Source organism: Nocardiopsis sp. Huas11 (assembly GCF_003634495.1).
In the GTDB taxonomy this organism is placed as follows: domain Bacteria; phylum Actinomycetota; class Actinomycetes; order Streptosporangiales; family Streptosporangiaceae; genus Nocardiopsis.
This window is the reverse complement of sequence record NZ_RBKY01000001.1, coordinates 2301122-2325685: the sequence shown is the minus strand read 5'-3', so window position 1 is coordinate 2325685 and position 24564 is coordinate 2301122. Positions and strand designations below refer to the sequence as shown.

The window sequence follows — 24564 nt, the reverse complement described above, 5'->3', positions numbered from 1 at the left end:
CATGGCACAGAAGAAGCAGGTCATCACCACCCCGGACGCCGCACCGCCCGGCGGTCCCTACTCGCACGCCGTCATCGCCGGGGACTTCGTGTACCTGGCCGGCGCGACCCCGCACCGCACCGACCGCTCACTGGTGGACGGGCCGTTCGAGGAGCAGGCCCGCGCGACCTTCGACAACCTCGTCACCGTGGCCAAGGCCGCCGGTTCGAGCCTGGCCGACGCCGTGCAGGCCCGCGTCTACCTGCGCGACCTGGACGACTTCCAGGCGATGAACGGGATCTTCCAGGAGTACTTCGGCGACGAGCCGCCGGTCCGCACCACTATCCAGGCGGACCTGCCCGGCTTCCTCATCGAGGTCGACGCGGTCCTCTACAAGCCCGCAGGCTAGGGCCTGTTCCGCTGAAGGCTTCCGGATGAGCCCGCGGTCGTCAGGCCGCCTCCCGCCCGGCGGTGCGCGAAGGGCAGCCTGGTGCTGCACGAGCGCAACGGCGCGGCGAGAGGCGGACCTGGCGGTCGCGGGCCCGGAACGCTTCGGAGAGCACGGCCCAGGTCTCCGCCGCGCACAGGAGCCCCCGGGGTTCCGGTACCGATCCCACCAGGGAGCGCCCGGCACCGCGCCGGGTGCGCCCCACCCTCCCCACGCTCGCACCGGGGCCATCCCCTGGTGCATCACCGAGCGTCACTCCCCTGTCACCTTTGGACAATTGCCATGATCGAATCCCATATGGGCTACCTGGTGGCCCTGTTCCTCGCGGTTCTCCTCATGCTCGGCATCAGCTGGTGGGTCGCCCGGCGCACCAGCACCGGAGAGGACTTCCTCCTCGCCGGGCGCAAGCTCGGCACCCCGCTGGTGATGGGGAGCACCCTCGCCACGCTCGTCGGCACCGGCTCCAGCCTGGGGGCCGTGGGCTTCGCCTACCAGAACGGCTGGGCGGGAGCCCTGTACGGCATCGGCGGCGCCGTGGGCATCTTCCTGCTGCTGTGGCTCTTCTCGGACGTGCGCAAGCACGGGTTCATGACCTTCGCCGAGGAGATGAGCTACTACTACGGCGCGAGCCGGGCGGTCAAGGGCGTGGTGGCCGTCCTGCTGTTCATGGCCTCCGTGGGCTGGCTGGGCGCGCACATCATGGGCGGGGCCATGTACCTGTCCTTCCTCACCGGCATGGACGAGAACCTGGCCAAGGTGGTCATCGCGGTCGGCTTCGGCCTGTACACCGTGGTGGGCGGCTACCTGGCGGTGGTCATCACCGACGCCATCCAGGGCACCATCCTCTTCCTCGGCTTCACCGTCCTGGCGGTCCTGGCCCTGGTGACCGTCGGCGGGTTCGACGGCCTGCGCGAGGGCGTCACCGACGAGGCGGCCTCCATGCTCGGGGTCCAGGCGCTGGGCCCGGTGCCCGCGCTCTCGCTCGCCCTCGTGATCGCCGTCGGCGTGCTGGCCACGCCCTCCTACCGGCAGCGGATCTACTCCGCGGCCAACGTGAAGACCGTCCGGCGCAGCTTCCTGCTCGCCGGGGTGCTCTTCGCCGCCTTCTCCCTCCTCCCGGCGATCGCCGGGATGTCGGCCAGCGGCCTGGCACCGGGTCTGGAGAACCCGGACATGGCGTTCCCGTACCTGGCCACGACCCTGTTCCCGCTGTGGGTCGGCGCGTTCCTGCTGGTCGCCGGGCTGTCGGCGACGATGTCCTCCGGTGACTCCGACGCCATCGTCGGCGTGACCATCCTGATGCGCGACGTCTCGCAGGTGGTCAGGGGCAAGCTCCCCAAGGCCGAGAACCTCGTCCGCGCCTCGCGTTGGTCCCTGGTCGCGGTGCTCGGCCTGGCCCTGGGCTTCGCGCTGCTGGCCACGACGATCATCCAGTACATCACCCTGATGATCTCCACGGTGCTCACGGGCCTGCTGGTGGCGTCGATCCTCGGCAAGTTCTGGCCGCGCGCCACCTGGCAGGGCGGGATCGCGGCGATGGCCGGCGGTTCGGGGGCGGCCCTGGTCGTCAACAACGTGGAGTCCTTCACCGCCTTCTGGGGCAACGCGGTGATCCCGTCGCTCACGGTGGCCCTGGTGGCGGGTGTGGTGGTCAGCCTGATCACGCCGCGGACCACGGTGACCGGCGAGGAGGCGCTGCGCCGCCTCGCCGAGGAGCGCGCCGAACTCGAGGTCGGTACGCGGGTCCGCGGCGGTGCGACCGACCCCGACGGCGCGATGGAGGCCGAGGGCACGACCGGTCCCGAGGACACGGAGGAGGCCGAGGGCCGGCCGAAGGGCTGATCCGGCCGCCCGTCGCCGGGGCCCGTCCGCCGATCCTCGCGGATCGCGGACGGGCCCCGGAAACCGTCACCGACCCCGCCCTTCATCCCGGCTCTCTCCCGTCCCGGGCTGATCCAGGTGCCGCACGCATCACAGGCGCCCTGCGGCGGTGTCCTCTACGCTTCGGGCCAGAACTGGGCCAGGTACTGTTCGCGCCCCTCGAGGTCGCGTTTGGCGGCTCTGAATCCCGGCCCCTGGACGTCCTCGAACCGGTCGTGGAGCGCCATGTGGGCTTCGCTCACCTCGTGGCGGTTGCGGTGCGCGACCCGGATCCCGTACCGGCCCGGTGCCGGCAGCGTGAGCAGGTCGTGTTGCGCGCCCGCGGTGATCTCGTTGACACCGACCACGCCCGTCGCGAGTTCGATGACGGCGGTCCGCGAGCCCTCCCAGGACGCCCCGTCCCAGTCCGGTTCCGACTCCCACGACTCCAGGGTCAGCCGGACGAGGACGTTGGTCTGCAGACTGCGAAAGTAGACGGAGCGCTCTCCGACGCTGAAGTCGTGACGGCCGGGAACGGCGGCCGTGTCGTCGTAGTCCTCGCAGTCGAAGATCTGGAACATGCCGTAGTCGGGGTAGACGAGGGTGCTGTTCCGGTCGAGGAGGCGGTTCATGTGTCTGCTCCGTTGTCGGGGGCATCGGTGGCCCGAACGTAGGGGCGGGTGCCGTCAATCCACCGCCCGCATCCGCTCGCGGCGCTGCGCTTCCGCGCGGCCGCCGAAGGTGAGCAGGAGGAGGACGAGCGGGACCACGGCGCCGACGGTCAGGAGGCACAGGAGGAGGTTCGCCTGGTCGATCGACGCGTGGGCGACGAGATGGGAGCGCAGGCGCACGTGGATCAGCAGATGCGCGACCGCCCACACCGCGAAGGAGGCCAACGCGGATCGCACGAAGACCGGGTTCATGGTCGCGGCGGCGGCGCCGAGGGGGATCGCCGCGGCCAGGTTCATCGCCCCGTAGTCCAGCATCAGGTGCGGGTTGTAGGCCATGCCCAGGTTGACCCAGGCCCAGCCGAAGAACCCCTCCGGCGAGATGAGGATGTAGGCGCCCAACACGGCGAAGACCAGGGTGAAGAACACCAGACCGCCGCGCACCCAGACGGCTCGCGCGCCGCTCATCGCTCGTCCTCCTCGAACCGCTCGGTCTTCCTGCCCCGTTCGCCGCCCTCGACCCGCTCGGCGACGAAGTCCTTGAAGGCGATCGTGCCGAACCTGTTCCCCGGCACCAGGTTGCCGCCGTCGGCGAAGGCGCGGACGACGCCGCCGGGTACGCGTGGCGAGACCACACGGCGGCGGAGGCCGTGCGACTCGTTGTAGACCCCCGCCAGCTCGCGCAGACCGCCCACGCGCGGCCCACCGATATCGGGGACTCGTCCGGCGGCGCCGCCCGCGGCGAGGTCGGCCAACCGGCCGGCGACGTCCCGGGTGTCGATCGGCTGGAAGCGGAACGGCTCCGGGGCGAGGGTCAGCGGTAGCCGGCGCTGCCGCGCGAAGAGGCCCGCCACCAGGTCGTGGAACTGGGTGGTGCGCAGGGTCGACCATGGCAGCCCGGAATCCGCGACCACCCGCTCCGCCGCCAGTTTGGCGCGGTAGTAGGGGACCGGAATGGTGTCGGCGCCGACGATCGAGACGTAGATCAGATGCGGGCGCAGTCCGGTGCTCGTGCCCAGGACCGCGTGCACGAGACGGCGCGTGGCCGCGATGTCGCCCCGGCCGAGTGTGGTGGCGCAGTGCACGATGGTCCCCACTCCGTCCACGGCGGCGGCCAGCCCTGCCCCGGTCGACAGGTCGCCGATCACGCGGCGGTAGGACCCGGGTGCGCCGGGGGGAGCGGCCCGACGGCTGAGTACGCGGACCTCGCGTCCCTCCTCCGACAGCCGCCGTACCACCGCCCGCCCGAGTGTTCCGGTCCCGCCGGTCACCAGGATCGACTCCATGAGTCTCCGTAAGTTGGTAGGCGGCCCGGGAGGGCCGGATGTGGCTGATGGGTCTCTGTCTTCAGTGACTTCGAAGGAGTGGCCGTCCGACCCTCCGGGGCGCTCCGGTCGCTGATTGAGATCTGCGCACGAGTCGCTGTTTACGGAGATGACGACGGGGTGTTCCACGGGCCGGCGACATGACGTCGAACGCCTGGAGGAGCGAATGGAACCCTCGCGTCAACGCATCTGGGTCGGTATCGACGCGGGCAAGGCCCACCACTGGGCCACCGCAGTCGATGAGTCCGGCACCACCCTGTGGTCGAAGAAGATCGCCAACGACGAAGGCGCGATCCTGGACGCCCTGGCCGAGCTCCTGGTCCTGGCCGACGAGATCGTCTGGGGCATCGACATCTGCGGCACCGCCTCGGCGCTGCTGCTGGCCCTGCTGGCCGCCCACGGCCAACAACCCCTGTACGTGCCCGGACGCACCGTCAACCGGATGGCCGGCGCCTACCGGGGCGAGGCCAAGACTGACGCCCGCGACGCCTACGTCATCGCCGAAACGGTGCGCCACCGCACCGACTTCGCCCCCATCGACGTGCCCGCCGAGACCGTGCGTGCCCTGGCCGTGCTGACCGCCTACCGCAACGACCTGGTCGCTGACCGAACCCGGCAGGTCAACCGGCTGCGGGACGCCTTGTGCTCGATCTTTCCCGCCCTGGAGCGCGCCTTCGACTACTCCCGCGCCAAGGGGCCGCTGGTGCTGCTCACCGGCTTCCAGACCCCGCGCGCTCTGCGCAGGATCGGCCGGGCCCGGCTGGAGACCTGGCTGCGCAAGAGAGGGGTCCGCAGCGCCGAGTCGATCGCCGACAAGGCGATGGAAGCGGCCGCCTCCCAGCGCGCCCGAGTGTCCGGCGAAGCCGTGACCGCGTCGATCGTGGCGGACCTGGCCCGCCAGATCCTGGACCTGGACGAGCGGCTCACCGGCACCGAGAAGCAGGTCCGCGAAACGTTCCGGGAGCTGGACGCCGCGAAGATCATCGAGTCGGTGCCCGGGTTCGGTCCCGTCCTGGGCGCGGAGTTCATCGCCGCGGCCGGGAACCTGACCGGCTACCGGGATGCCGGGCACCTGGCGTCGGCGGCCGGGTTGGTCCCGGTTCCCCGGGACTCGGGGCGCAGGAGTGGGAACCTGCACCGGCCAAAACGGTACAACCGGGCTTTGCGCAGGGTGTTCTTCATGTCCGCTCTCTCGGCGCTCAAGGTCGAGGGGCCCAGCCGGGAGTTCTACCAGAAGAAGCGGGGCGAGGGCCTCAAACACGTCCAGGCGGTCATCGCCTTGGCCAGACGGCGAGTGGGTGTGCTGTGGGCGCTGCTGCGAGACGGGAGGAAGTTCACCCCCGCTCCACCGCTCCCGCTGGCGGCTTGACACCTTCATTGAGACTCCTTCTTCCGCGTGTGGGTGTCTGCGGTGAAGGACGAGGCAGGGCGGCCGGATGTGACATCGATCCTGGTCGGTACAGTCGGCCTACCCCCGGAGCCCCCGGAGCCCCGGACGCCCCCCGGAGCCTCCGGACCACCCCCGACCACCCCAGACCACTCCCGACCTGCCCGGTCGGACCCGACGGAAGGCGTGCTGCGATGACCCGCGTCCTCGATGATCTGGAACAGCGCATCGCCGCCGCGCTCCAGGTCGACGGTCGGGCCTCCTGGCGCAAGATCGCCGCCGTGATCGGCGAGCCGGAGCGCACCGTCGCCCGCCGCGGCAACGAACTCCTGGCCTCGGGCGCCGTGGCGGTCGTCGGGATGCTCCCCCACCCGGACTCCACGCTGGTGCGGGTCCGCTGCGCGCCCGGGACCGCCCGCACCACCACCGAATCGCTGGCCCAGCGCGCCGACTGCAACTTCGCCTACGTCACCACCGGCCGCACCGACTGCGTCGCGGAGCTGATGTTCGACGCCGGGATGATGCCCCAGGTGCTCGGCACCGAGATCCCCGCCACCGTGGGCCTGCTCGACGCGGCCACCTACCCGGTCCTGCGCTACTTCCGCACCATCCGCGGCTGGCGCTTCGGGGCGCTGACCGACGCGCAGGTCACCGCGATGGCCGCCGAGTACTCCGCTGACGACACCGAGGCGTCGCAGGGATCGGACCCCACCGCCCAGGACCTGCGCATCGCCGCCGTCCTGGCGGAGAACGGGCGGGCCGGCTTCGAGGAGATCGCCCGGCGCACCGGCACCTCCGAGAGCACGGCGAGCCGACGCACCGACTGGCTCCTGCGCCACAGCCACATCCACCTGCGCGCCCTCGTGGAACCGGCACTGGTCGGGCTGCCGGTGGAGGCCATGCTCTGGATCCGGGCGGCGCCGAACCGGGTGGACGCGGTCGGCCGCGCGCTGGCCGGCCTGCGGGAGGTCCGGTACGCCGCCGCAGTGGCCGGCGACTACCAGATCGTCGCCGACGTGACCGTCCCGGACGTCGCCTCCCTCTACCGGCTCACCACCGACTCGGCCTGGGCGACCCGGACCGACGCCATCGAGACCACCCTGCTGCTGCACGCCCGCAAGCGCGGGGGCCGACTGCTGGCCGCCGGCTGACGCCACCCGGTCCGGGCGCACCCAGTGCGCCCAGTACGCGCGGCGCGTCCGGTGCGCGGGGCGACGCCTACCCGGCGGGCACCGTCGTCACCCGGCGCACGTCCTGACCCGTCCCGGCGCTGATCTCCGGCCGACGGTCGACGCAGCGCGTGCGGTCCTCGAAGGCCCGGGCGTAGCGCAGCAGCTCCACGTCCCGGTAGTGGTCCGCGGCCAACTGGAACCCCACCGGAAGCCCGGACGCGGTGAAGCCCGCCGGCATCGCCAGCACCGGGAGTCCGGTCGCGGAGAGCACGCACGCCGACCGCATCCAGTCCAGGTAGCCGGCCGGTTCCACGCCGTCGACCGTGCTGGGGAAGCGGAGCCGGGCGTCGAAGGGCACCACCTGGGCGGCCGGGCTGAGGAAGAGGTCGAAGCGCGTGTAGAAGTCGCGCACGGCGCGGGCGAGACGGGTCCGCGCCGCGGTGGCGGCGATGATCCGCTCGGCGCTCAGCGCCCAGCCCGCCTCCACGTTCCAGACCACCTCGGGCTTGATGAGCTCGCGGTGCTCGCGGACCAGCGGACCCAGGCCGGCGGCGAAGTCGAGGGCACGGGTGACGTGGAAGACCTCGTCCGCGCCGGTGAGGTCGGGGGCGGCCTCCTCCACGATCGCGCCCGCCTCCTCGAAGACCCGCAGCCGCCCGGTCAGGACGTCCAGGACCTCGGGTTCCACGGGGACACCGAGCCCGAAGTCCGGGCTCCAGCCGATCCGCACACCGCGCAGGTCCCCGGCCACCGGGACGGAGAAGTCGGTGCCCGTCAGCGGGGCCGGCGGACGGACCCGCTCCGAGGGCCCGGCGACCGCGGCCATGAACAGGGCGATGTCGTCGACCTCGCGTGCCATCGGGCCGGTCCGGGCCAGCCACGCCCAGTCGTTGTCCGCCGCGGGCGCGGGGATCACCCCGTAGGACGGTCGCAGGCCCACCACGTTGCAGAACGAGGCCGGGATGCGCAGGGAACCGCCCATGTCCGAGCCTTCCCCCAGCGGTTGCACGCCGGCCGCGATGGCCGCGGCCACACCGCCGGAGGACCCGCCCGCGCTGCGGGTGGGGTCGTAGGGGTTGGTGGTGGTGCCGAAGACGTCGTTGAAGGTGTGCGACCCGGCCCCGAACTCCGGGACGTTGGTCTTGCCGGTGGCGATCACGCCCGCGCCGCGCAGCCGGGCGATGATGGCGTCGTCCTCGGCGGGCACGTGGTCCGCGAGGACACGGGAACCGTTCGTACTGCGCATCCCGGCCACCGCGTGGGTGTCCTTGTGGGTCATCGGCAGGCCGTGCAGGGGCGGCAGGTCGGCACCGGAGGCGGTCAGCCGGTCGGCGGCGTCGGCGGCGGCGTAGGCGCGTTCCGGATCCAGGGTGACCACGGCGTTGACGGCCGGGTCCACCGCCTCGATCCGTTCCAGATGCGCGGCGACGGCCTCGCGCGCGGAGATCTCGCGGCGGCGGATCGCGCCGACCAGGGCTGTGGCTGACATCTGCTGAATCTCGTGCATGATCTCCTGCCGGCTCCTTCGTCGCCCAGGCCCGTGCCGGGATGGCGGCGGGCTCGTGGCGGTCAGTCTCCAGCGCGGCCGGGGTGTTCGGGAACAGCGGGCGGTCATCGCGCCGCGTTCTGCGGGAAACGGCCACTCTCGTGACGATTTCTCCTCAGTGTTGCCAGGTCGGCGAGGACTGCCTGAGGGTGGTCGCACCAGGGCCAAAAAATGTGTCCCCCGTCACATGCGAGAAGGAGACCCCCATGGCACCCTCCGACCCGGCTCTCCTGGCCGCCCAGGCGCCCCCAGGCCCGGCCTTCCCGGCCGCCGAGGCGCCCCCGGACCCGATCCTCGTGGCCGCCGAAGCCTCCCCCGACCTCCTGGCGGTCGCCAACGCGCCCGTCGTCTGGATGTGCGCACTCGGCGTCTTCGCCGTGATCTTCGCCCAGACCTTCGTCTACGTGCGGGCCGCCCGCACCGCGGGGCCCGAGATCGGCATGAGCAGGGCCGACCTCAAGGGCGCCTACCGCGCCGGCGCGGTGGCCTCGATCGGTCCCTCACTCGCCGTCGTCCTGGTGGCCGTCGCCCTCCTGGCGCTCTTCGGCACACCCGCCGTGCTCGTGCGCATCGGCCTGATCGGATCGGCGGGAACCGAGACCGCGTCGGCGGGCATCGCGACCGGCACGGCCGGTGTGACCCTGGGCGGACCCGGCTACGACCCCTCCGTCTTCGCGCTGGCCTTCATCGCCATGAGCCTGTCCGGCGGCATGTGGATGCTCGCCACCCTCCTGCTCACCCCCGTGCTCGACCGCGGCGGCAAGAAGCTCGGCGCGGTCGATCCGGCCATCATGACGATCATCCCGGCCGCCGCCCTGCTCGCGGCGTTCAGCATGCTGGCGGTCACCGAGATGCCCAAGTCGGGCGTCCACCTGCTCACCGTCCTCTCCTCCGCCGCCGTCATGGCCGGCTGCCTGTACCTCGCCTCGGCGCTCAAGGCGCGCTGGCTGAAGGAGTGGGCGCTCGGGTTCGCCATCATCGCGGCCCTGGCGATCGCCTACCTGGCCCACACCGCATGAGCCCCGAGACCGGAGAAGGTAACCCCATGTCCACGCAGAACTCCCAGCGCGCGGACGCCGGCATGGCCGCGTTCGAGCGGACGACCTCGCGGTGGGGCCGGCTGACCATGCTCGCCGGCCTGGCCCTGTCGCTGGCCGGACCGGTCTACCTCGTCGCCTTCGCGGGACTGGACCTCGGCGCCGCCCGGATCTGGATCGCCTTCATCGCCGTGGCGGCCGTGTTCGGTGTCTTCTGGATTCTGGAACCGCTGACCTACTTCCCCATCCTGGGATCGGCGGCCATGTACCAGGCGTTCATGGTCGGCAACATCTCCAACAAGCTGCTGCCCGCGGTGATCGTCGCCCAGTCCAGCGTGGGCGCCCGGCCCGGCACACGGCGCGGCGACCTGACGGCGGTGATGGCCATCTGCGGCGCGGCGACCGTGCACCTGGCGTCGCTGCTGGTCTGCGTGGGATTGCTGGGCACCTGGCTGATGTCCGTCCTGCCGGCCGAACTGATCGAGGTGTCCCGGCTGTACATCCTGCCCGCCGTCATGGGCGCGGTCCTGGTGCAGTGCGTGGCCACCATGCGCCAGGTGCGGCCCACCGTCATCGCGGTCACCGGCGCGCTGGTGATCCAGTTCGTCCTGGTTCCGCTGGTCCCGGGGCTGGACATGTTCGCCACCGCCCTGTGCGTGGTCGCCACGATGCTCCTGGCCTGGTACCTGCGCGACCGCCGTGTCGTCCACCGGGTGCCCGGTGCGAGCGACACCATGACCAACGAGACCGCCCACGACTCCCACGACACCCGCGACACCACGCCTCCGAAGGAGAGCCGCTGAATATGAGCACCCGAACCGAGCCCGCGAACGGCAAGGCGAACACGACCGGTACCGAGCCGCGGACCGTGAACGGGACCGGCGCCGTCCTGGCCGACCTGGACCGCGAGCGGATGCACCGGATCTACCGGCACCTGCACACCCACCCCGAGCTGTCCATGCAGGAGCACGCCACCGCCGACTTCATCGCGGCCGAACTGGACGACCTCGGCGTGGAGAACTTCCGTTGCGGGGGCACCGGCGTGGTCGGGATCATCCGGGGCGGCGAGGGGCCGGTGGTGGCCTTCCGCGCCGACACGGACGGCCTGCCCATCGCCGAGGACACGGGCCTGGACTACGCCAGCCGCGCCACCGGCACGCTGGAGGACGGCACCGAGGTCCCCGTGATGCACGGTTGCGGCCACGACACCCACGTCACCTCGCTGCTCACGGCGAGCCGGTCGCTGCTGGCGGCCCCCGACGCGTGGAACGGGACCCTGGTGCTGGTGTTCCAACCGGGCGAGGAGACCGCGGCGGGCGCGCGGGCGATGGTCGACGACGGCCTGTGGGACCGCGCGCCGCGCCCCGACATCGTCCTCGGCCAGCACGTGATGCCGCACCAGGCGGGGTCGGTGCGGATCTCCCACGGCACCGCCATGGCCATGGCCGACGCCCTGCGGGTGACGGTCTACGGCAAGCAGTCGCACGGGTCCCAGCCGCAGAACTCGATCGACCCGATCGTGCTCGGCGCGCACATCGTCGCCCGGTTGCAGACGATCGTGTCCCGCGAACTGGACCCGCGCACGCCCGCCGTGGTCACCTGCGGCACCTTCCACGCGGGGCTGAAGGAGAACATCATCCCGGACCGGGCGGAGTTCAGCCTCAACATCCGCACGTTCGAGCACGAGACCCGCGACCAGGTCCTCGCCGCGGTCCGGCGCATCATTGCCGGTGAGGCCGCCGTTTCCAACGCCCCGGAGCCGCTGGTCGAGGAGATCTACACCTTCCCCCGCTGCTTCAACGACCACGATTCGGCCGAGCGGGTCGAGGCCGCGCTCCGTGCCGAGCTGGGGGAGGGGAATGTGGAGGTCGGCGCGCCGGTCATGGGCAGCGAGGACTTCGGCCACCTGGCCGACGCCATCGGGGTGCCGTCGGTCTACTGGATGTTCGGCGGGTTCGACCTCGCCGCGGGGGAGCCGCCGGTGAACCACTCGCCGTTCTTCGGACCGGTCATGGAACCCACCCTCACCACCGGCACGCGCGCCGCCGTCGCGGGCATCCTCGCCTACCTGGGCACGGGAGCGCAGTAGGGGCCGGCCGCACGGTCGGGCGGGCCGCGAAGGGGCCGGCCCGCCCGACCGGGGCAACGGCGTGTCGGTCGGTCGCGGGGCCGTGCTCAGGTCGAAGCCGACTCGCGGCCACCCTGATCCGGCAGCGCGCCCACGTCGAGGCCCGTCTTCTCGTCCCCACCCGGTGGACCGCGCCGCCCTGGCACAGGGGGCCGAGCCGGCCACCACATCGGCGGCGCACCGAACCTCTCTACTCCGTGCCGATTCCGGACGGCTCGGCCGGTCGGCTCTCCCAGCGGCGAACGGCGCGGCGCAGCGCGCGCACGTCGCTGTATCCGACTCGGCCGGCGATCGACTTCATGGGTATGCGGCCGTCCCGCAGCAGGGACAACGCCTTTTCCTCGCGCACGGTCTCCACCTCGTCGCGCCAGGTGCTGCCCCGTTCCGCCAGGCGCCGCTGCAGGGTGCGCGAGCTGATCCTCAACTCCCGTGCCACCGTCTCCAGAGCGGGCGAGCCCGTCTCGAAGCAGGCGTGCAGCGACAGGCGGAAGACGTCGTGCCAGTCCAGCACCGGCTTCGCCGCGGCCATCATCATGGCGGCGTGCCTGCCCAGCATCTCCTGCAGGCCGAACTGGGCGTTGGGGAACGGTCGGCGCACGTCCCGGGTCAGGAACGTCAACGAGCTGACCGGTGCGTCGAAGTCCACACGGGAGGTGCCGAACAGGTCCAGCAGCGTCCCGTGCGAGCGCGGCGCCCTCTGCTGCAGCCCCACGCGGACCGGGACCAGGGGTATCCCCGTCGCCTCGCGGCAGCGCCGCAGCAGCAGCGCCAGCACCCACAGCTCGACCGCCGCCTTCACATCCTGTTCGTACGGACAGGTCGAATGGCGGATCGTGTACAGCTCGCCGTCCTCCACCCCCTCGAAGGTCTCCACTCCCGGATCGGCCACGACCCCGATGTAGCGCGAAGCGGAGCGGATCGAGTCCATGATGGTCGGCCCCGAGGTGAGCATGTAGTCCCACACCCCGAGGGCGCCGGGCGGCGGCGTGGCGATCTGCGGCGCGCCGCCGCGGCTCGGTGCGGGGTTGTGGGCGACCAGGTAGCGCAACATCGCGTTCGCGGAGTCGGTCGGTACCCGCGAGAAGTCGTCGGAGAGCACGTCGGTCCGTGCGTCCGGCAGGCACGCGACCTTGCCGGGGTCGCCGCCGGTCCTGCTCACCTGCCCCGCCAGGAAACGCGTGACGCATGTGGAGGTCGTCCCCTCCAGCCGTGGCGATGGGACCACGGAAGCGAGGACGTCCGCATGGCCGTCACCGCTCCGGGAGCCGTGGGTCGGTCTGCCCTGGTCGGCCTGCCTGTCACGGAACTCGGTCATGCTGGTGATCCCTTCGTCGGCGGCCGGTCGCTGGGGGAGACCGGTGGGGGTGTCGGGGCCGGCGGATACCAGATCGTGCGCCCCGGGCGGGACGATCAGAGCTGATGCTATCCCGCGCCGTAGGGCCGTCCCCGTCTGTGGTGGGAGGCGATGGCGGGTCGGGTCCTCTCGGTGGCGTATCGGGTCCCTGTGTCGGGAGCGGAGCCGCTTCTAGCTTGAGATCACCGGTTCGCACCGGTGACCGATCACCCCCGTGAAAGGACCCGACGATGTCCCGACTTCCCCTCATCCAGCCCGAGACCGCCGGCAGCCAGGCCGCCGAACTGCTGGCCGCCGTGCAGAAGGCGCTGGGCGTCACGCCGAACATGACCAAGGCGATGGCCAACAGCCCCGCCGTGCTCAAGGCCTACCTGGAGTTCTCCGGCGCGCTGGGGGCCGGCGTGCTGTCGGCCGCGGTACGCGAACGGATCGCGCTGCTGGTCGCCCAGGAGAACGGCTGCGACTACTGCCTTTCCGCGCACACCTACATCGGCACCAAGCTGGCCGGGCTGAGCCAGGAGGAGGCCGATGCGGCCCGCAGCGGCCGGGCCGACGAGCCCGAGGTCGAGGCCGTGCTGACCTTCGCCGCCACCGTGCTGCGCACCCGTGGCGGCATCGAGGACAGCGACGTGAAGGAGGCCCGCCAGGCGGGACTGTCCGACGAGGAGATCGCCGAGGTCGTCGGCCACGTCACCCTCAACGTCTTCACCAACTACTTCAACAAGGCCGCCGGCACCGAGATCGACTGGCCGGTCATCCGCCACTGACCGCCGACCGGGTACGGCGGACGCGACCTCCGTACCCGGTCGCCTCCTGGAGCGGCCGTGGCCATGGAAGCAGACGCTCCCGGGCCGGGCCGAGCCGGGCCGGGCCGAGCCGAGCCGAGCCGAGCCGGGCCGGGCCGGTCGGCCGCCGGACTCGCCGTCACCACCGCGCCGCACACCCTCTCCGGCGACCGCCGAACCCACTTCGCCCTCGGCCTGCTGCCCGGCCCTGCCGCCGCGGAACCGGTTCCGCAGCGGCAGCCGGGGAACCGTTCCCACCGACCGACAGGAGCAGACGACCATGACCGCCCACCCGATCCGCCACGCCACCGTCGAGATCCAAGGGCTGCCCGTGTTCTACCGGGAGGCCGGCGATCCGGCCGCCCCCACCCTCGTCCTGCTGCACGGCTTCCCCAGCAGCTCGGCCATGTACCGCGAACTCATGGCCGACCTGGCCGACGGCTACCACCTGATCGCACCCGACCACATCGGCTTCGGCCAGTCGGGGATGCCGCCGGTGGACGAGTTCGAGTACAGCTTCGAGAACCTCACCGAGGTCACCCTCGCGCTCCTCGACGAGCTGGGCGTGGACCGGTTCGCCCTCTACATCCACGACTACGGCGCTCCCATCGGACTGCGTATCGCCAGTCGTCATCCCGACCGGGTCACCGCCATCATCAGCCAGAGCGGCAACGCCTACATGGAGGGTTTCACCCCGTTCTGGGACGTGCTGTTCGCCCACGCCAAGGACCGCGCCGCCCACGAACCCGCCGTCCGCGAACTGCTCACTCCCGAAGCCACGCGCTGGCAACACACCCACGGCGTTCCCGCGCAGCTGTTGGACCGCGTCAGCCCGGACTCCTGGGTCCTCGACCAGGCCTACCTGGACCGCCCGGGCAACAAGGAGATCCAACTCCAGCTCTTCTGGGACTACCAGTTCAACCTGGACGGCTACCCGGCCTTCCAGGAGTACTTCCGCACCCACCGGCCGCCCTTCCTGGTCGCCTGGGGCCAGAACGACGAGATCTTCGGCCCGGACGGTGCCAAGGCCCATGCCCGCGACCTGCCCGACGCCGAGATCCACCTCCTCGACGCCGGCCACTTCGCCCTCGCGACCCACGGCCGCGAGATCGCCGGCCTGATCCGCGACTTCCTCGGCCGTACCCTCACCGCCGCCTGACCACCGATCCCGCCACCTCCGGCACCGGAGGTGGCGCGATCGATCCGAAAGGAACGACCATCGTGCCCACCGCACGCCCGCCGCTTCCGCCGTTCACCGCCGAGACCGCCGCGCAGAAGGTGCAGATGGCCGAGGACGGCTGGAACACCCGCGACCCCCAGCGGGTCGCGCTGGCCTACACACCCGACTCCGTCTGGCGCAACAGGGACGAGTTCCTCACGGGACGCGACCAGATCGTGGAGTTCCTGACCCGCAAGTGGGCCAAGGAGGACCAGTACGCCCTGCGCAAGCAGCTGTGGGCCTTCACCGAGAACAGGATCGCCGTCCGCTTCCAGTACGAATGGCACGACGCCGACGGCCGATGGTGGCGCAGCCACGGCAACGAACTGTGGGAGTTCGACGCCGACGGCCTGATGTCCCGCCGCGAGGCGAGCATCAACGACGTTCCCATCAGCGAAGCCGACCGCTCCATCTTCGGCCCCCGGCCCGACGGCGAACGCTCGAGCTGACCGGGACGCCCGGTGCACCGGTTCCGGGGAGGATGCATGACCAACAGGTCACGTTGAACGAGAGGGAAGCGCTGTGGACGAGTTCGATGTCGTGGTGGTGGGGGCCGGACCGACCGGGGAGAACCTGGCGGAACGGGCGCACGCCGGTGGGCTGAGCGTGGCGATCGTGGAGGCCGAGCTGGTCGGTGGGGAGTGCTCGTACTGGGCGTGCATGCCCAGCAAGGCGCTGCTGCGCCCGGCCGCCGCGCTGGCGGACGCGCGGCGTCTGCCCGGCGCCCGCGAGGCCGTCAGCGGCCAGTTGGACGCGGCGGCGGTCCTCCGGAGCAGGGACGGGTTCGCGGCGCACTGGAAGGACGGTGGCCAGGCCGGTTGGTTGGAGAGCGCGGGAGTGGACCTGGTACGCGGGCACGGCCGGCTGGACGGGCCCAAGCGCGTCTCGGTGCGGACCCCCGATGGCGGGCCACGGGTGCTGACCGCTCGGCACGCCGTCGCGGTGTGCACCGGCACCCGCGCGGCGCTGCCCGATCTGCCGGGACTGGTCGAGGCCCGTCCCTGGACCAGCCGCGAGGCGACCTCGTCCGCGCAGGTGCCGCCGCGGCTGGCCATCGTCGGCGGCGGCGTGGTCGCGTGCGAGATGGCCACGGCCTGGCGAGCGCTCGGCAGCGAAGTCGTGCAGCTGGTACGCGGACCACGACTGCTGCCCCGTATGGAGCCGTTCGCCGGGGAACTGGTCGCCGAGAGCCTGCGGGAGTCGGGGGTGGACGTGCGGTTCGGCGCGTCGGTCACCGCGGTGCGCCGCGACGGATCGCTCATGCTCACGCTGGAGGGCGGCGGGACGGTGACCGCCGATGAGGTGCTGTTCGCCACCGGCCGGGCGCCGGCCACCTCCGACCTCGGGCTCGAGACGGTCGGCCTGGAGCCGGGCCGGCCGGTCGAGGTCGACTCCACCGGCCTGGCGGTCGGTGTTCAGGGCGGCTGGCTGTACGCGGCCGGGGACGTCAACGGTCGTGCGCTGCTCACCCACCAGGGCAAGTACCAGGGACGCGTCTTCGGCGGGGTGATCGCCGACCGCGCCGCCGGCCGGCCGCTGGAGACCACCGACTGGGGGCGCAGCGTGGCCACCGCGGACGAGCGGGCCGTGCCGCAGGTCGTCTTCACCGATCCCGAAGCCGTGTCCGTCGGCCTCACCCTGCGGGAGGCGACCCGCGACGGGCGCCGGGTGCGGGCGGTCGACTACGACCTCGGCGGCCTGGCCGGCGCCGCGCTGCACGCCGACGGCTACCGGGGCCGCGCCCGGGCGGTGGTGGACCTGGACCGCGAGACGCTCCTCGGCGTCACCTTCGTCGGGGCGGGCGTCGCCGAGCTGCTCCACTCGGCCACGATCGCCGTCACCGCCGAGGTCCCCCTCTCCCGTCTCTGGCACGCCGTCCCCGCTTTTCCCACGCTCAGCGAGGTCTGGCTCCGTCTCCTGGAGACCTACCGCGGCTGAATCCGGACCCGCGTGCCCTGCCGTCTCTCCGAGACCACAGGGGCCAGGGCACGCGGGAGCCCTCGTTCGTGGAAGAGGGGCTCTCCCGCTGCGTGCGATGCAGCGCTCGGAGGAACACTGTGCCTCCGGTATGGGCGAGGGCTCTGTCGAGGAGTTCGCGCTCAAGGGGGTGTCCGCTACGGCGGCCCCACGAGCGGGACGAAGCTGGGCCCGCACGCCGCACGCAGTTCACACCGGGGTCGCCGATGTGTGATCCGCTATCCGATGGCGGGATAGGTGACGTTGCCCTGGGGGTCGATGACGGCGCCCGGGCTCAGCTGCGCCGCATCGATGTGGCCGATGCCGAGGATGTGTCGCACGTCCTCGTCGCGGGCGAGGAGATGATCGGCGATGATCCTCCGGTGGCACCGCCACCACACTGCCTCGGAGCACATCATGACCGTGCGTCCCGTGCGTCCCCACTCCCGCAGCTCGGCGAGGGCGCTCCGGAAGGCGTCGGAGAGCGCATGGTCGGCGTAGTTGTGGAAGCTGCGGTTCTGCCACCAGGCGTTGACCTCGAACGGCACGTCTCTGCTCACCGGACGACGCCCGGTCAGCCCCTCAGCGCGCCGATACCGGATACCCACCTCGTCAAGGGCGACCGAGAGCGAGTCCTGGTCGAACTGCGGATACCGGGCAGAGCCTGGAAGCCTCCGAACATCGACGACCAGCTCGATATGGGACTCCTGGAGCAGCTCGATGAACTCGGCGAGCGTCCGATTGGAATGCCCGATCGTGAAGGACGGCTCACTCATCGACCAGCCGCAGGGTGCTGCCTTTGTGGGCGGCAACGTGGTCGGTCTTGTCGCTCTTGATCTCGTACTGCGGATCGTCCGGGGACGCCCGACGGGTGTGACCCTTGTAGTCGAAATCCTTCGTGTGCACCTTCGTCACGGTGCCCGAGACGTGTCCCGCCTCTGAGTTCCATGCGACATGGTCGCCGACCCTGAACCGATCAGACATGTCGCCCCCTCCGTGGTCAATCCATTGAAACGCCCCTGCCTGACTCAACCATCGGAACGGGCACGGCCGACCCCGACATCCCACCGAAGAACGAACCAAGGTCGAAGCTTGACGATGACGTGCAGGTGGACGAGGGGTCCGGAGGGCAGCTCGTGGATGTCGCGCGCGAGCGACCGGTACCGGTGAGCTTGGCCTGCTTCTTCGTCCAGGGCTGTGCCAGATCGCTACGGCGACGTGTCACCAGGTGTCTTTGTCGACCCGTCGACGTCGAGAGCTTGTTCGCCAGGGGGAGGTGCAGGACGCCTTGCCGGGGGATCCAGACGGAGATCCCACATGGCGTGGACCGGGGCACGGGCTCGCCGCCGATTGGACCTCGGACACGACGAAGGCCAGTCCCGTAGGACCGGCCTTCGTGCTAGTCGGGGTGGCGGGATTTGAACCCACGACCTCTTCGTCCCGAACGAAGCGCGCTGCCAAGCTGCGCTACACCCCGAAGCAACGTCCCCAAGTCTAGCGGACGTGTGGAGTGCTCGCGCACCTGATTTCGGGGCGGGCCGAAGAAGCTGGTCAGGCCTGCGCCGGCACGAGGTCGAGCAGGGAGGCCTCCGGGCGGCAGCAGAACCGCACCGGGGCGTACGGCGACGTGCCCAGGCCGCCGGACACGTGCAGCCAGGCGTCGTCGTACTCGTGCAGCCCCCACGCGCGGGGCCGGTCGATCCCGCAGTTGGTGACGATCGTCCCGTAGAACGGCAGGCACAGCTGCCCCCCGTGCGTGTGCCCCGCCAGGAGGAGCTGGTACCCGTCGGCCGCGAAGCGGTCGAGGTTGGCCGGCTCCGGCGAGTGCAGCACCCCGAGGCGGATGTCCGCCGACGGGTCAGCGGGTCCGGCGATCTCGTCGTACCGGTCCAGCTTGATGTGCGAGTCGTGCACCCCCGCCAGGGCGACGTCGAGCACGCCCGCCTTGAGTGCACCCTTGCGGTTGTTCAGGTCCAGCCAGCCCGCCGAGCTCATGGCCGCACCCAGCTCGCGCCAGGGCAGGTCCGGCACGCGGCGCTTGTTGTAGTCGGTCTTGCTGGTCCGCCAGAGGTAGCGCGCCGGGTTCTTCAGCTGCGGCGAGAACATGTCGTTCGACCCGTAGACGAACGCGCCCGGCCGGTCCAGCAACGGCCCCAGGGCGTCGATGAACGGCTCCACCGCGTCCGGGTGCGCCAGCGAGTCACCCGTGTTGACCACCAGGTCCGGCTCGTAGGCCTCCAGGCCCCGGATCCAGTCGATGAGCATCCGCCGCCCTGGCGTCAGGTGCGCGTCGGACAGGTGCAGTACGCGCAGGCGGGGGCTCCCCGGAGGGAGCAGGGGGAGTTCATAGCGTCGTAGCCGGAACCAGTTGCGTTCCACGACCGAGGCGTAGGCCAGGCCGGCCACCCCGACGGCGCCGGTCACCGCGGCCGCGCGCCCCACGCGGCGCAGGAGTCGTTTGTTGTCGGTGCCCATCCGGCCTCCTTCGTTGTCGACTGATCGTCTCAGACCCACGGTGGCGCCGTGCACAAACGAATGGTCCGCCTGTCCCCGGCGGCCGTAGGATCAGTTCCATGTCCGAACTCAAAGCCCGCCTCAAATCCGACCTGACCACCGCCATGAAGGCGCGTGACAAGGTGCGCACCGGCACCCTGCGGATGGTGCTGGCCGCCATCGCCACCGAGGAGACCGCCGGCGCAGCCCAGCGCACCCTCGACGACGACGAGGTCACCAAGGTGCTGGTCCGTGAGACCAAGAAGCGCCGTGAGGCTGCCGAGGCGTTCGACAAGGGCGGCCGTACCGACGACGCCGTCAACGAGCGCGCCGAGAGCGACATCATCGCGGAGTACCTGCCCCAGCAGCTCACCGACGAGGAGCTGGCCGGACTCGTGGACGCGGCCGTCGCCGAGTCCGGTGCCTCCGGCATGAAGGAGATGGGCAAGGTCATGAAGGTCCTCAACCCGAAGGTCGCGGGCCGCGCCGACGGAGCCCGCGTCGCCGCCGAGGTCAAGAAGCGCCTGGCCTGACGGCCCGGTAGGCCCTTCCGGCCATGGGTCCCACCGGTCTCGGCCGACAGGGCCCCTGAGGCCCCACCGGCCCCACCGGCTCCACCCTCGGACCCCTGGCACACCGAAGGGGCGGCGGTATCGCACCGCCGCCCCTTCGTCGTGTCCTACTGGTCGTCGTCCTCCCGGCCGAGGGACGTCGCCGGCACGACCGGCATCCATTCCTCGTCCGCGTCGTCCGACGGACCGTCCGCGCTCCCGCCGCCGCTGCTCAGGAACACGTTGACCGTGGCACCCTCCGGCAGGCGGGTCCCGGGGTCGGGGTTGACCGCGGCCACCGTGCCCTCGGCCTCGGCCGAGCGCACCCGCGTCCCGGAGACGTTGACCGAGTACCCCGCCGACTCCAGCGCCGCCACCGCGGCGCCTTCGGCCTGGCCGATCACGTTGGGCACGCCTCCGTCGTCACTGGCCGGGCTCGGGTCGTCGGTGGCCCTGGGCTGGCGCGGTGCCGACGTGGAACCGAACTTCGACGGGGACGAGGGCAGGTTCTCCGTCTCCAGCCCTTCGTGGGCGCCCTGCATGGTCTCCCGCCAGATCGGGCCCGGGATCGTCGCCCCGTACACCACCCCGAAGTAGCGGTCGCCGATGGTGACGTTGCGCAGCGGGTGCTGCTGGGGACCGCGCGGGTCGCCGACGAACACCGCGCTGGCCATCTGCGGCGTGCCTCCGGCGAACCACGCCGCGGCCGAGCCGTCGGTGGTGCCGGTCTTGGCGAAGGCCGGTCGGCCGATGCCCAGACCGGTGGTGGTGCCGCCGTTGAACGTCTGCGACAGCAGGTAGGTGACGCCGTCGGCCACGTCCTCGTCGATCGCCCGCTCGCACTCCGGTTCCATCTCGATCGTGGTCCCCGCCTGGCGGTCCTCGATCCGGGTGATGGCCTGGGGCTCGCAGTAGATGCCGCCCGAGGCGAAGGTCGCGTAGGCGTTGGCCACCCGCAGCGGGGAGACCTCCTCACTGCCCAGCGTGAAGCTGCTGTTGGCCAGCGAGTTCGGGTTCTCCGTGAACAGGGTGCCGTCGGCCCGCTTCAGGCCCAGCCGCTCGGCCATCTCCATCGTGTCGCAGATCCCCGCCCGGCGCTGGAGCTGGGCGAAGTACGTGTTGGAGGAGGCCTTGGTGCCCGACACCATGTTGTGGACGCCCTCGTTGCTGTCCCCGGCGTTGCTCGGCGACCACGTCGACAGGGTGCCGCCGTTGCACGATCGCTGTCCGGACACCGACACCGAGGCCGGCGAGGGGAACGAGGTGCTGTAGGGCATGCCCTTGTCGAGCGCGGTCGCCAGGGTGATCGCCTTGAACGTCGATCCCGCCTGGAACCCGCTGCTGCCGCCCCGGTCGGCGTCGGTGGCGAAGTTGATGGACGTCTCGCCGAGCTTGCTCTCGTCCGGGCCGTAGTTGCGGCTCTGCACCATGCCGAGGATCTCGCCGGTGCCCGGTTCGATGACGACCTCGGCCGCCACCTTGCGGGACTCGTTCTCGCGCGGCACCCACTTGTCGACGGCCGCCTGGCCGGACTCCTGGGTCTGCGGGTCGAGCGTGGTGTGGATCTCCAGGCCGGCCGTGCGCAGCCACCGCGCCCGCTCGGTCTCGTTCGGACCGAAGGCCTCGTTCTGCTCGATCTCCTGGACGACGTAGTCGCAGAAGAACGGCTGGTCGCTGGGCACGCACCCGTTGGGCGGGGTGTCCAGTTCCAGCTCCATGTCCTCGGCCTTGGCCTCCTCGGCCTCGGCCTCGGTGATCGCCCCGGTGGTGACCATGCGGTCGAGCACGACGTTGCGCCGCTCGATGGTCTGCTCGGGGAAGAACCGCGGGTTGTAGAGGTAGGGGTAGCGGACCAGGCCCGCGATGGTGGCGGCCTGGTGCAGCTCCAGCTCACTGGCCGGGACCTGGAAGAAGTGCTGGGCGGCCGACTCCACGCCGTAGGCGCCGTCGCTGAAGTAGGCGATGTTGAGGTAGCCCTCGAGGATCTCGTCCTTGTCCATGCGCTGTTCCAGCGCGATGGCGTACCGCAGCTCGCGGATCTTGCGGGCGATCGTCTCCTCGCGGGCCTCGTCCAGCTCCTCCTGCGAGGTGGCCGCCTCGATCTGCACGTTCTTCACGTACTGCTGCGTGATGGAGGAGGCGCCCTGGGTGTTGCCGCCCACGGTGCGCACGGCTGCGCGCAGCGTGCCCGGCACGTCCAGGCCGCCGTGTTCGTAGAAGTTGGAGTCCTCGATGGCCAGGATCGCGTCGATCATCACCGGAGAGACGTCTTCGATCTCGACGAGCTCGCGGTTCTGGTCGAAGATCTCGGCGATGACACCGCCCTCGCTGTCGTAGATCGTCGAGCGTTGAGGGGGAGGCGGAGTCTCGAGGTTGCCGGGCATGTCGAGAAAACCACTCGCGACGTTACGCGCAGTGATTCCCAGACCGCCGATCGCGGGAAGCGCCAGCGCCGCAACGAGAAGACCCGCTATGGCACCGACGACGACGAGTTGGCTGATTCGTTGAAGCAATGTCCCCTGACCCACCCCATCAGACTAAGTGACCGCGAACGCGCAAAGTGGTGCGATGTGGAACGGACCGAGAGCGAGTGCAAGGAATCGCCCGCGCCGGTCACGCGGACTGTGCACCCGGATCTGTGCACCTCGAACATCTTTTCATGGTTATCGCAGCTCGATCGCGGAGCGGTTCGGCCGTGCGAGGTTCCGCCGGGTCCCTCCGGAGAGGTGCCCGGCCCCACCCCATGGCCCGAACGGGCCATAACGAGTGAGATGGAAAGTGGGCCGTTCGGGTTCTGTCGGCGCGGCGTCGGTATCCGTACGTTCGTGGCTACGGGCGGGAGGCGAGAGCCCCCACACGAGCCACCGCACGCGGCAGCCGGAGCCTACCGCGTCGCCCGTCCGTCCAACGCACACGAGTCCCCCTCGCACCGTCCGTGCACTCGTAAGGGAGAAGGACACATGTGGACCCACCAATGGACGAGGAGAGCGCTGTGCCGCCGCCTCGACCCCGACGCCCTCTTCGTGCGGGGCGCGGCGCAGAACACCGCCAAACTCATCTGCCGGGAGTGCCCGGTGCGCACCCAGTGCCTGGCCGACGCCCTGGACCACAGGGTCGAGTTCGGGGTCTGGGGCGGCATGACCGAGCGGGAGCGGCGTTCGCTGCTGCGCAAGCACCCCGGGGTCGTCGACTGGGAACCGCTCCTGGAAGAGGCCGACCGGGTCGGTGACGGCGACGTGTCGCGCTACGCGCAGGAGTACGCGGCCGCCGCCTCCTGAGCCCGGGCCCGACGCTTCCCCTGACCCGGCGGTGTCCCTCACCGCTTCCCCCGGCCCGGCGGTGTCGTCACCGCACCGGCCGCCGACACCCGCCCCTGCCGCCCACCGCGTCCCATCCCGGCGCGCCCGTCCCGCAGGCCCCCTCACCCCGGTGCGCCACCCTGACCCGCGTCGGCCAACGCGGCGCCGATCCGCCGCAGGCCGTCCAGGTCGTGCACGTCCTCGGGCAGGGCCGCCACCTCGGTCACCCGGACCCGGGGATGGCCGGACAGCATCCGGTCCCGCAACAGCACCTCCCGCTCCCGGGTGCGCACCCGCTCGGCGTGCAGGCGCAGCGCCGCCGAGGCCAGCGGCCGGTCCCCCGTCCGGTCCAGGGAGTCGGCCGCCGCCAGCGCCGCGTCCCGGGACAGGTCGGCCGCGGGCCCCTCGGGCAGGGGATGGGCCCGGTTGACGACCAGGCCGGCCAGCGGCATCGCGTCCGTGGCCAGGCGCTCGACGAAGAAGGAGGCCTCGCGCATCGCGTCCGTGTCGGGGACCGCCACCACCACGAACGCCGTGCCCGGCGCCCGCAGCAGCCGGTACGTGCGTTCGGCGCGTTCCTGGAACCCGCCGAACACCGTGTCGAACGCGGATACGAAGGCGCGCAGGTCGTCGAGGAACTGGGCGCCCACGATCTTGCCGATCGCCGACGACACGAGGTTGAACCCGGCGCCCAGCAGTCGGAAGGCGCCCGTGCTCGCGGGCGCGCTCAGGAACCGGATGAGCCGTCCGTCCAGGAACCGTCCCAGCCGCTTGGGGGCGTCCAGGAAGTCCAGTGCCGACCGGCTGGGCGGGGTGTCCACGACGATGAGGTCCCACTCGCCGGACTGGCGCAGCTGCCCCAGCTTCTCCATCGCCATGTACTCCTGCGTGCCGGAGAAGCTCGTGGAGAGGGTCTGGTAGAAGGGGTTGGCCAGGATCTGCCGGGCGCGCTCGGGGTCGGCGTGCTCCCTGACGACCTCGTCGAAGGTCCGCTTCATGTCGAGCATCATCGCGTGCATGCTGCCTGGCGACCCCTCCGGCAGCGGCACCGGACGCGGCGTGTTGTCCAGCGACTCCAGCCCCATGGACTGGGCGAGCCGCCGGGCCGGGTCGACGGTGATCACCACGGCCCGGCGACCGCGCTCCGCGGCGCGCAGGCCGAGGGCCGCGGCGGTGGTCGTCTTCCCGACACCGCCCGATCCGCAGCACACGACGATCCGCGTCCCGGGGTCGTCCAGGAGCGCGTCGGTGTCCAGGGTCCGCCGGAGCGCGCCGTCCGCACCACGGCCCGCGCGCCCGTGCGCCGCACCGTCCGCGTGAGCGTTCACTCCACCGCCCGCGCCACCACCCGTCCCAC

Annotated in this window: 23 protein-coding genes and 1 tRNA gene; 13 read left to right on the top strand and 11 right to left on the bottom strand. The window is 71.4% G+C overall.

Annotated features, from left to right (window positions below):
* The first annotated feature begins 1 nt into the window (after window position 1).
* Both DFP74_RS10355 and DFP74_RS10350 read left to right on the top strand, forming a co-directional pair.
* Window positions 2-388, top strand: a complete 387-nt coding sequence (locus DFP74_RS10355) for a RidA family protein (RefSeq protein ID WP_121181497.1) — start codon at window positions 2-4, stop codon at window positions 386-388.
* Window positions 389-709: 321 nt separating this feature from the next.
* Window positions 710-2269, top strand: a complete 1560-nt coding sequence (locus tag DFP74_RS10350; protein WP_121181496.1) for a sodium:solute symporter family protein — start codon at window positions 710-712, stop codon at window positions 2267-2269.
* Between the two features lie 155 nt (window positions 2270-2424).
* On the opposite strand, the gene DFP74_RS10345 is transcribed toward DFP74_RS10350, so the two are convergent.
* Genes DFP74_RS10345 through DFP74_RS10335 form a run of 3 tightly spaced genes read right to left on the bottom strand, consistent with a single transcriptional unit; the run spans window position 2425 to window position 4241 of the window.
* Window positions 2425-2919, bottom strand: coding sequence for a hypothetical protein (locus DFP74_RS10345; protein ID WP_121181495.1), 495 nt, complete (start codon window positions 2917-2919; stop codon window positions 2425-2427).
* A 54-nt stretch (window positions 2920-2973) separates the two neighbouring features.
* Complete coding sequence (locus tag DFP74_RS10340; protein ID WP_121181494.1) at window positions 2974-3423, bottom strand: hypothetical protein; 450 nt, start codon at window positions 3421-3423, stop codon at window positions 2974-2976.
* Window positions 3420-4241, bottom strand: coding sequence for an SDR family oxidoreductase (locus DFP74_RS10335; RefSeq protein ID WP_121181493.1), 822 nt, complete (start codon window positions 4239-4241; stop codon window positions 3420-3422). Before DFP74_RS10335 ends, DFP74_RS10340 begins: the two co-directional genes overlap by 4 nt.
* A gap of 205 nt (window positions 4242-4446) precedes the next feature.
* Here DFP74_RS10335 and DFP74_RS10330 point away from each other — a divergent pair, with 205 nt between their 5' ends.
* Window positions 4447-5649, top strand: coding sequence for an IS110 family transposase (locus DFP74_RS10330; RefSeq protein ID WP_121181492.1), 1203 nt, complete (start codon window positions 4447-4449; stop codon window positions 5647-5649).
* A 212-nt stretch (window positions 5650-5861) separates the two neighbouring features.
* On the top strand, window positions 5862-6818 hold the full coding sequence (locus DFP74_RS10325; protein WP_121181491.1) for an Lrp/AsnC family transcriptional regulator: 957 nt from the start codon (window positions 5862-5864) through the stop codon (window positions 6816-6818).
* Window positions 6819-6885: 67 nt separating this feature from the next.
* On the opposite strand, the gene DFP74_RS10320 is transcribed toward DFP74_RS10325, so the two are convergent.
* Window positions 6886-8346 (bottom strand): amidase, encoded by a 1461-nt coding sequence (locus DFP74_RS10320; protein ID WP_121181490.1) that lies wholly within the window; start codon window positions 8344-8346, stop codon window positions 6886-6888.
* 245 nt (window positions 8347-8591) lie between these two features.
* Between DFP74_RS10320 and DFP74_RS10315 the strand changes: the two genes are divergently transcribed.
* From DFP74_RS10315 to DFP74_RS10305, 3 genes are all read left to right on the top strand, one after another.
* Window positions 8592-9404: a DUF5058 family protein gene (locus DFP74_RS10315; protein ID WP_121181489.1), complete on the top strand. Its 813-nt coding sequence runs from the start codon at window positions 8592-8594 to the stop codon at window positions 9402-9404.
* A gap of 26 nt (window positions 9405-9430) precedes the next feature.
* Entirely contained in the window at window positions 9431-10225 is a 795-nt protein-coding gene (locus DFP74_RS10310) for a hypothetical protein (protein ID WP_121181488.1), read from the top strand.
* 110 nt (window positions 10226-10335) lie between these two features.
* On the top strand, window positions 10336-11511 hold the full coding sequence (locus tag DFP74_RS10305; RefSeq protein WP_121188164.1) for an amidohydrolase: 1176 nt from the start codon (window positions 10336-10338) through the stop codon (window positions 11509-11511).
* Between the two features lie 229 nt (window positions 11512-11740).
* Here the strand turns inward: DFP74_RS10305 and DFP74_RS10300 are convergent, their stop codons facing one another.
* Window positions 11741-12865, bottom strand: a complete 1125-nt coding sequence (locus DFP74_RS10300) for an AraC family transcriptional regulator ligand-binding domain-containing protein (protein ID WP_121181487.1) — start codon at window positions 12863-12865, stop codon at window positions 11741-11743.
* Window positions 12866-13134: 269 nt separating this feature from the next.
* Here DFP74_RS10300 and DFP74_RS10295 point away from each other — a divergent pair, with 269 nt between their 5' ends.
* The 4 genes from DFP74_RS10295 (at window position 13135) to DFP74_RS10280 (ending at window position 16846) form a co-directional block, all read left to right on the top strand.
* A complete protein-coding gene (locus DFP74_RS10295) occupies window positions 13135-13671 on the top strand; it encodes a carboxymuconolactone decarboxylase family protein (protein WP_121181486.1) in 537 nt (178 codons plus the stop codon).
* A 298-nt stretch (window positions 13672-13969) separates the two neighbouring features.
* The gene (locus DFP74_RS10290; RefSeq protein WP_121181485.1) at window positions 13970-14848 is read left to right on the top strand and encodes an alpha/beta fold hydrolase; all 879 of its coding nucleotides are present in this window, start codon (window positions 13970-13972) and stop codon (window positions 14846-14848) included.
* A 62-nt stretch (window positions 14849-14910) separates the two neighbouring features.
* Window positions 14911-15357, top strand: a complete 447-nt coding sequence (locus DFP74_RS10285; RefSeq protein ID WP_121181484.1) for a nuclear transport factor 2 family protein — start codon at window positions 14911-14913, stop codon at window positions 15355-15357.
* A 73-nt stretch (window positions 15358-15430) separates the two neighbouring features.
* Window positions 15431-16846, top strand: coding sequence for an NAD(P)/FAD-dependent oxidoreductase (locus DFP74_RS10280; RefSeq protein ID WP_199725587.1), 1416 nt, complete (start codon window positions 15431-15433; stop codon window positions 16844-16846).
* A gap of 257 nt (window positions 16847-17103) precedes the next feature.
* On the opposite strand, the gene DFP74_RS10275 is transcribed toward DFP74_RS10280, so the two are convergent.
* From DFP74_RS10275 to DFP74_RS10260, 4 genes are all read right to left on the bottom strand, one after another.
* Window positions 17104-17640: a DUF488 family protein gene (locus DFP74_RS10275; RefSeq protein ID WP_121181483.1), complete on the bottom strand. Its 537-nt coding sequence runs from the start codon at window positions 17638-17640 to the stop codon at window positions 17104-17106.
* The gene (locus DFP74_RS10270) at window positions 17633-17848 is read right to left on the bottom strand and encodes a DUF2945 domain-containing protein (RefSeq protein ID WP_121181482.1); all 216 of its coding nucleotides are present in this window, start codon (window positions 17846-17848) and stop codon (window positions 17633-17635) included. Before DFP74_RS10270 ends, DFP74_RS10275 begins: the two co-directional genes overlap by 8 nt.
* A 419-nt stretch (window positions 17849-18267) precedes the next feature.
* Window positions 18268-18341, bottom strand: a tRNA-Pro gene (locus tag DFP74_RS10265).
* A gap of 74 nt (window positions 18342-18415) precedes the next feature.
* Window positions 18416-19339, bottom strand: coding sequence for a metallophosphoesterase (locus DFP74_RS10260; protein WP_121181481.1), 924 nt, complete (start codon window positions 19337-19339; stop codon window positions 18416-18418).
* Between the two features lie 98 nt (window positions 19340-19437).
* Between DFP74_RS10260 and DFP74_RS10255 the strand changes: the two genes are divergently transcribed.
* Window positions 19438-19890, top strand: a complete 453-nt coding sequence (locus DFP74_RS10255; protein ID WP_121181480.1) for a GatB/YqeY domain-containing protein — start codon at window positions 19438-19440, stop codon at window positions 19888-19890.
* Window positions 19891-20036: 146 nt separating this feature from the next.
* Here DFP74_RS10255 and DFP74_RS10250 read toward each other — a convergent pair whose 3' ends face one another.
* Window positions 20037-22421, bottom strand: coding sequence for a penicillin-binding protein (locus tag DFP74_RS10250; RefSeq protein WP_121181479.1), 2385 nt, complete (start codon window positions 22419-22421; stop codon window positions 20037-20039).
* A gap of 447 nt (window positions 22422-22868) precedes the next feature.
* Between DFP74_RS10250 and DFP74_RS10245 the strand changes: the two genes are divergently transcribed.
* Window positions 22869-23186, top strand: a complete 318-nt coding sequence (locus tag DFP74_RS10245; protein ID WP_121181478.1) for a WhiB family transcriptional regulator — start codon at window positions 22869-22871, stop codon at window positions 23184-23186.
* Between the two features lie 143 nt (window positions 23187-23329).
* Here the strand turns inward: DFP74_RS10245 and DFP74_RS10240 are convergent, their stop codons facing one another.
* Complete coding sequence (locus DFP74_RS10240) at window positions 23330-24463, bottom strand: ArsA family ATPase (RefSeq protein WP_233571324.1); 1134 nt, start codon at window positions 24461-24463, stop codon at window positions 23330-23332.
* Window positions 24464-24564 lie beyond the last annotated feature (101 nt).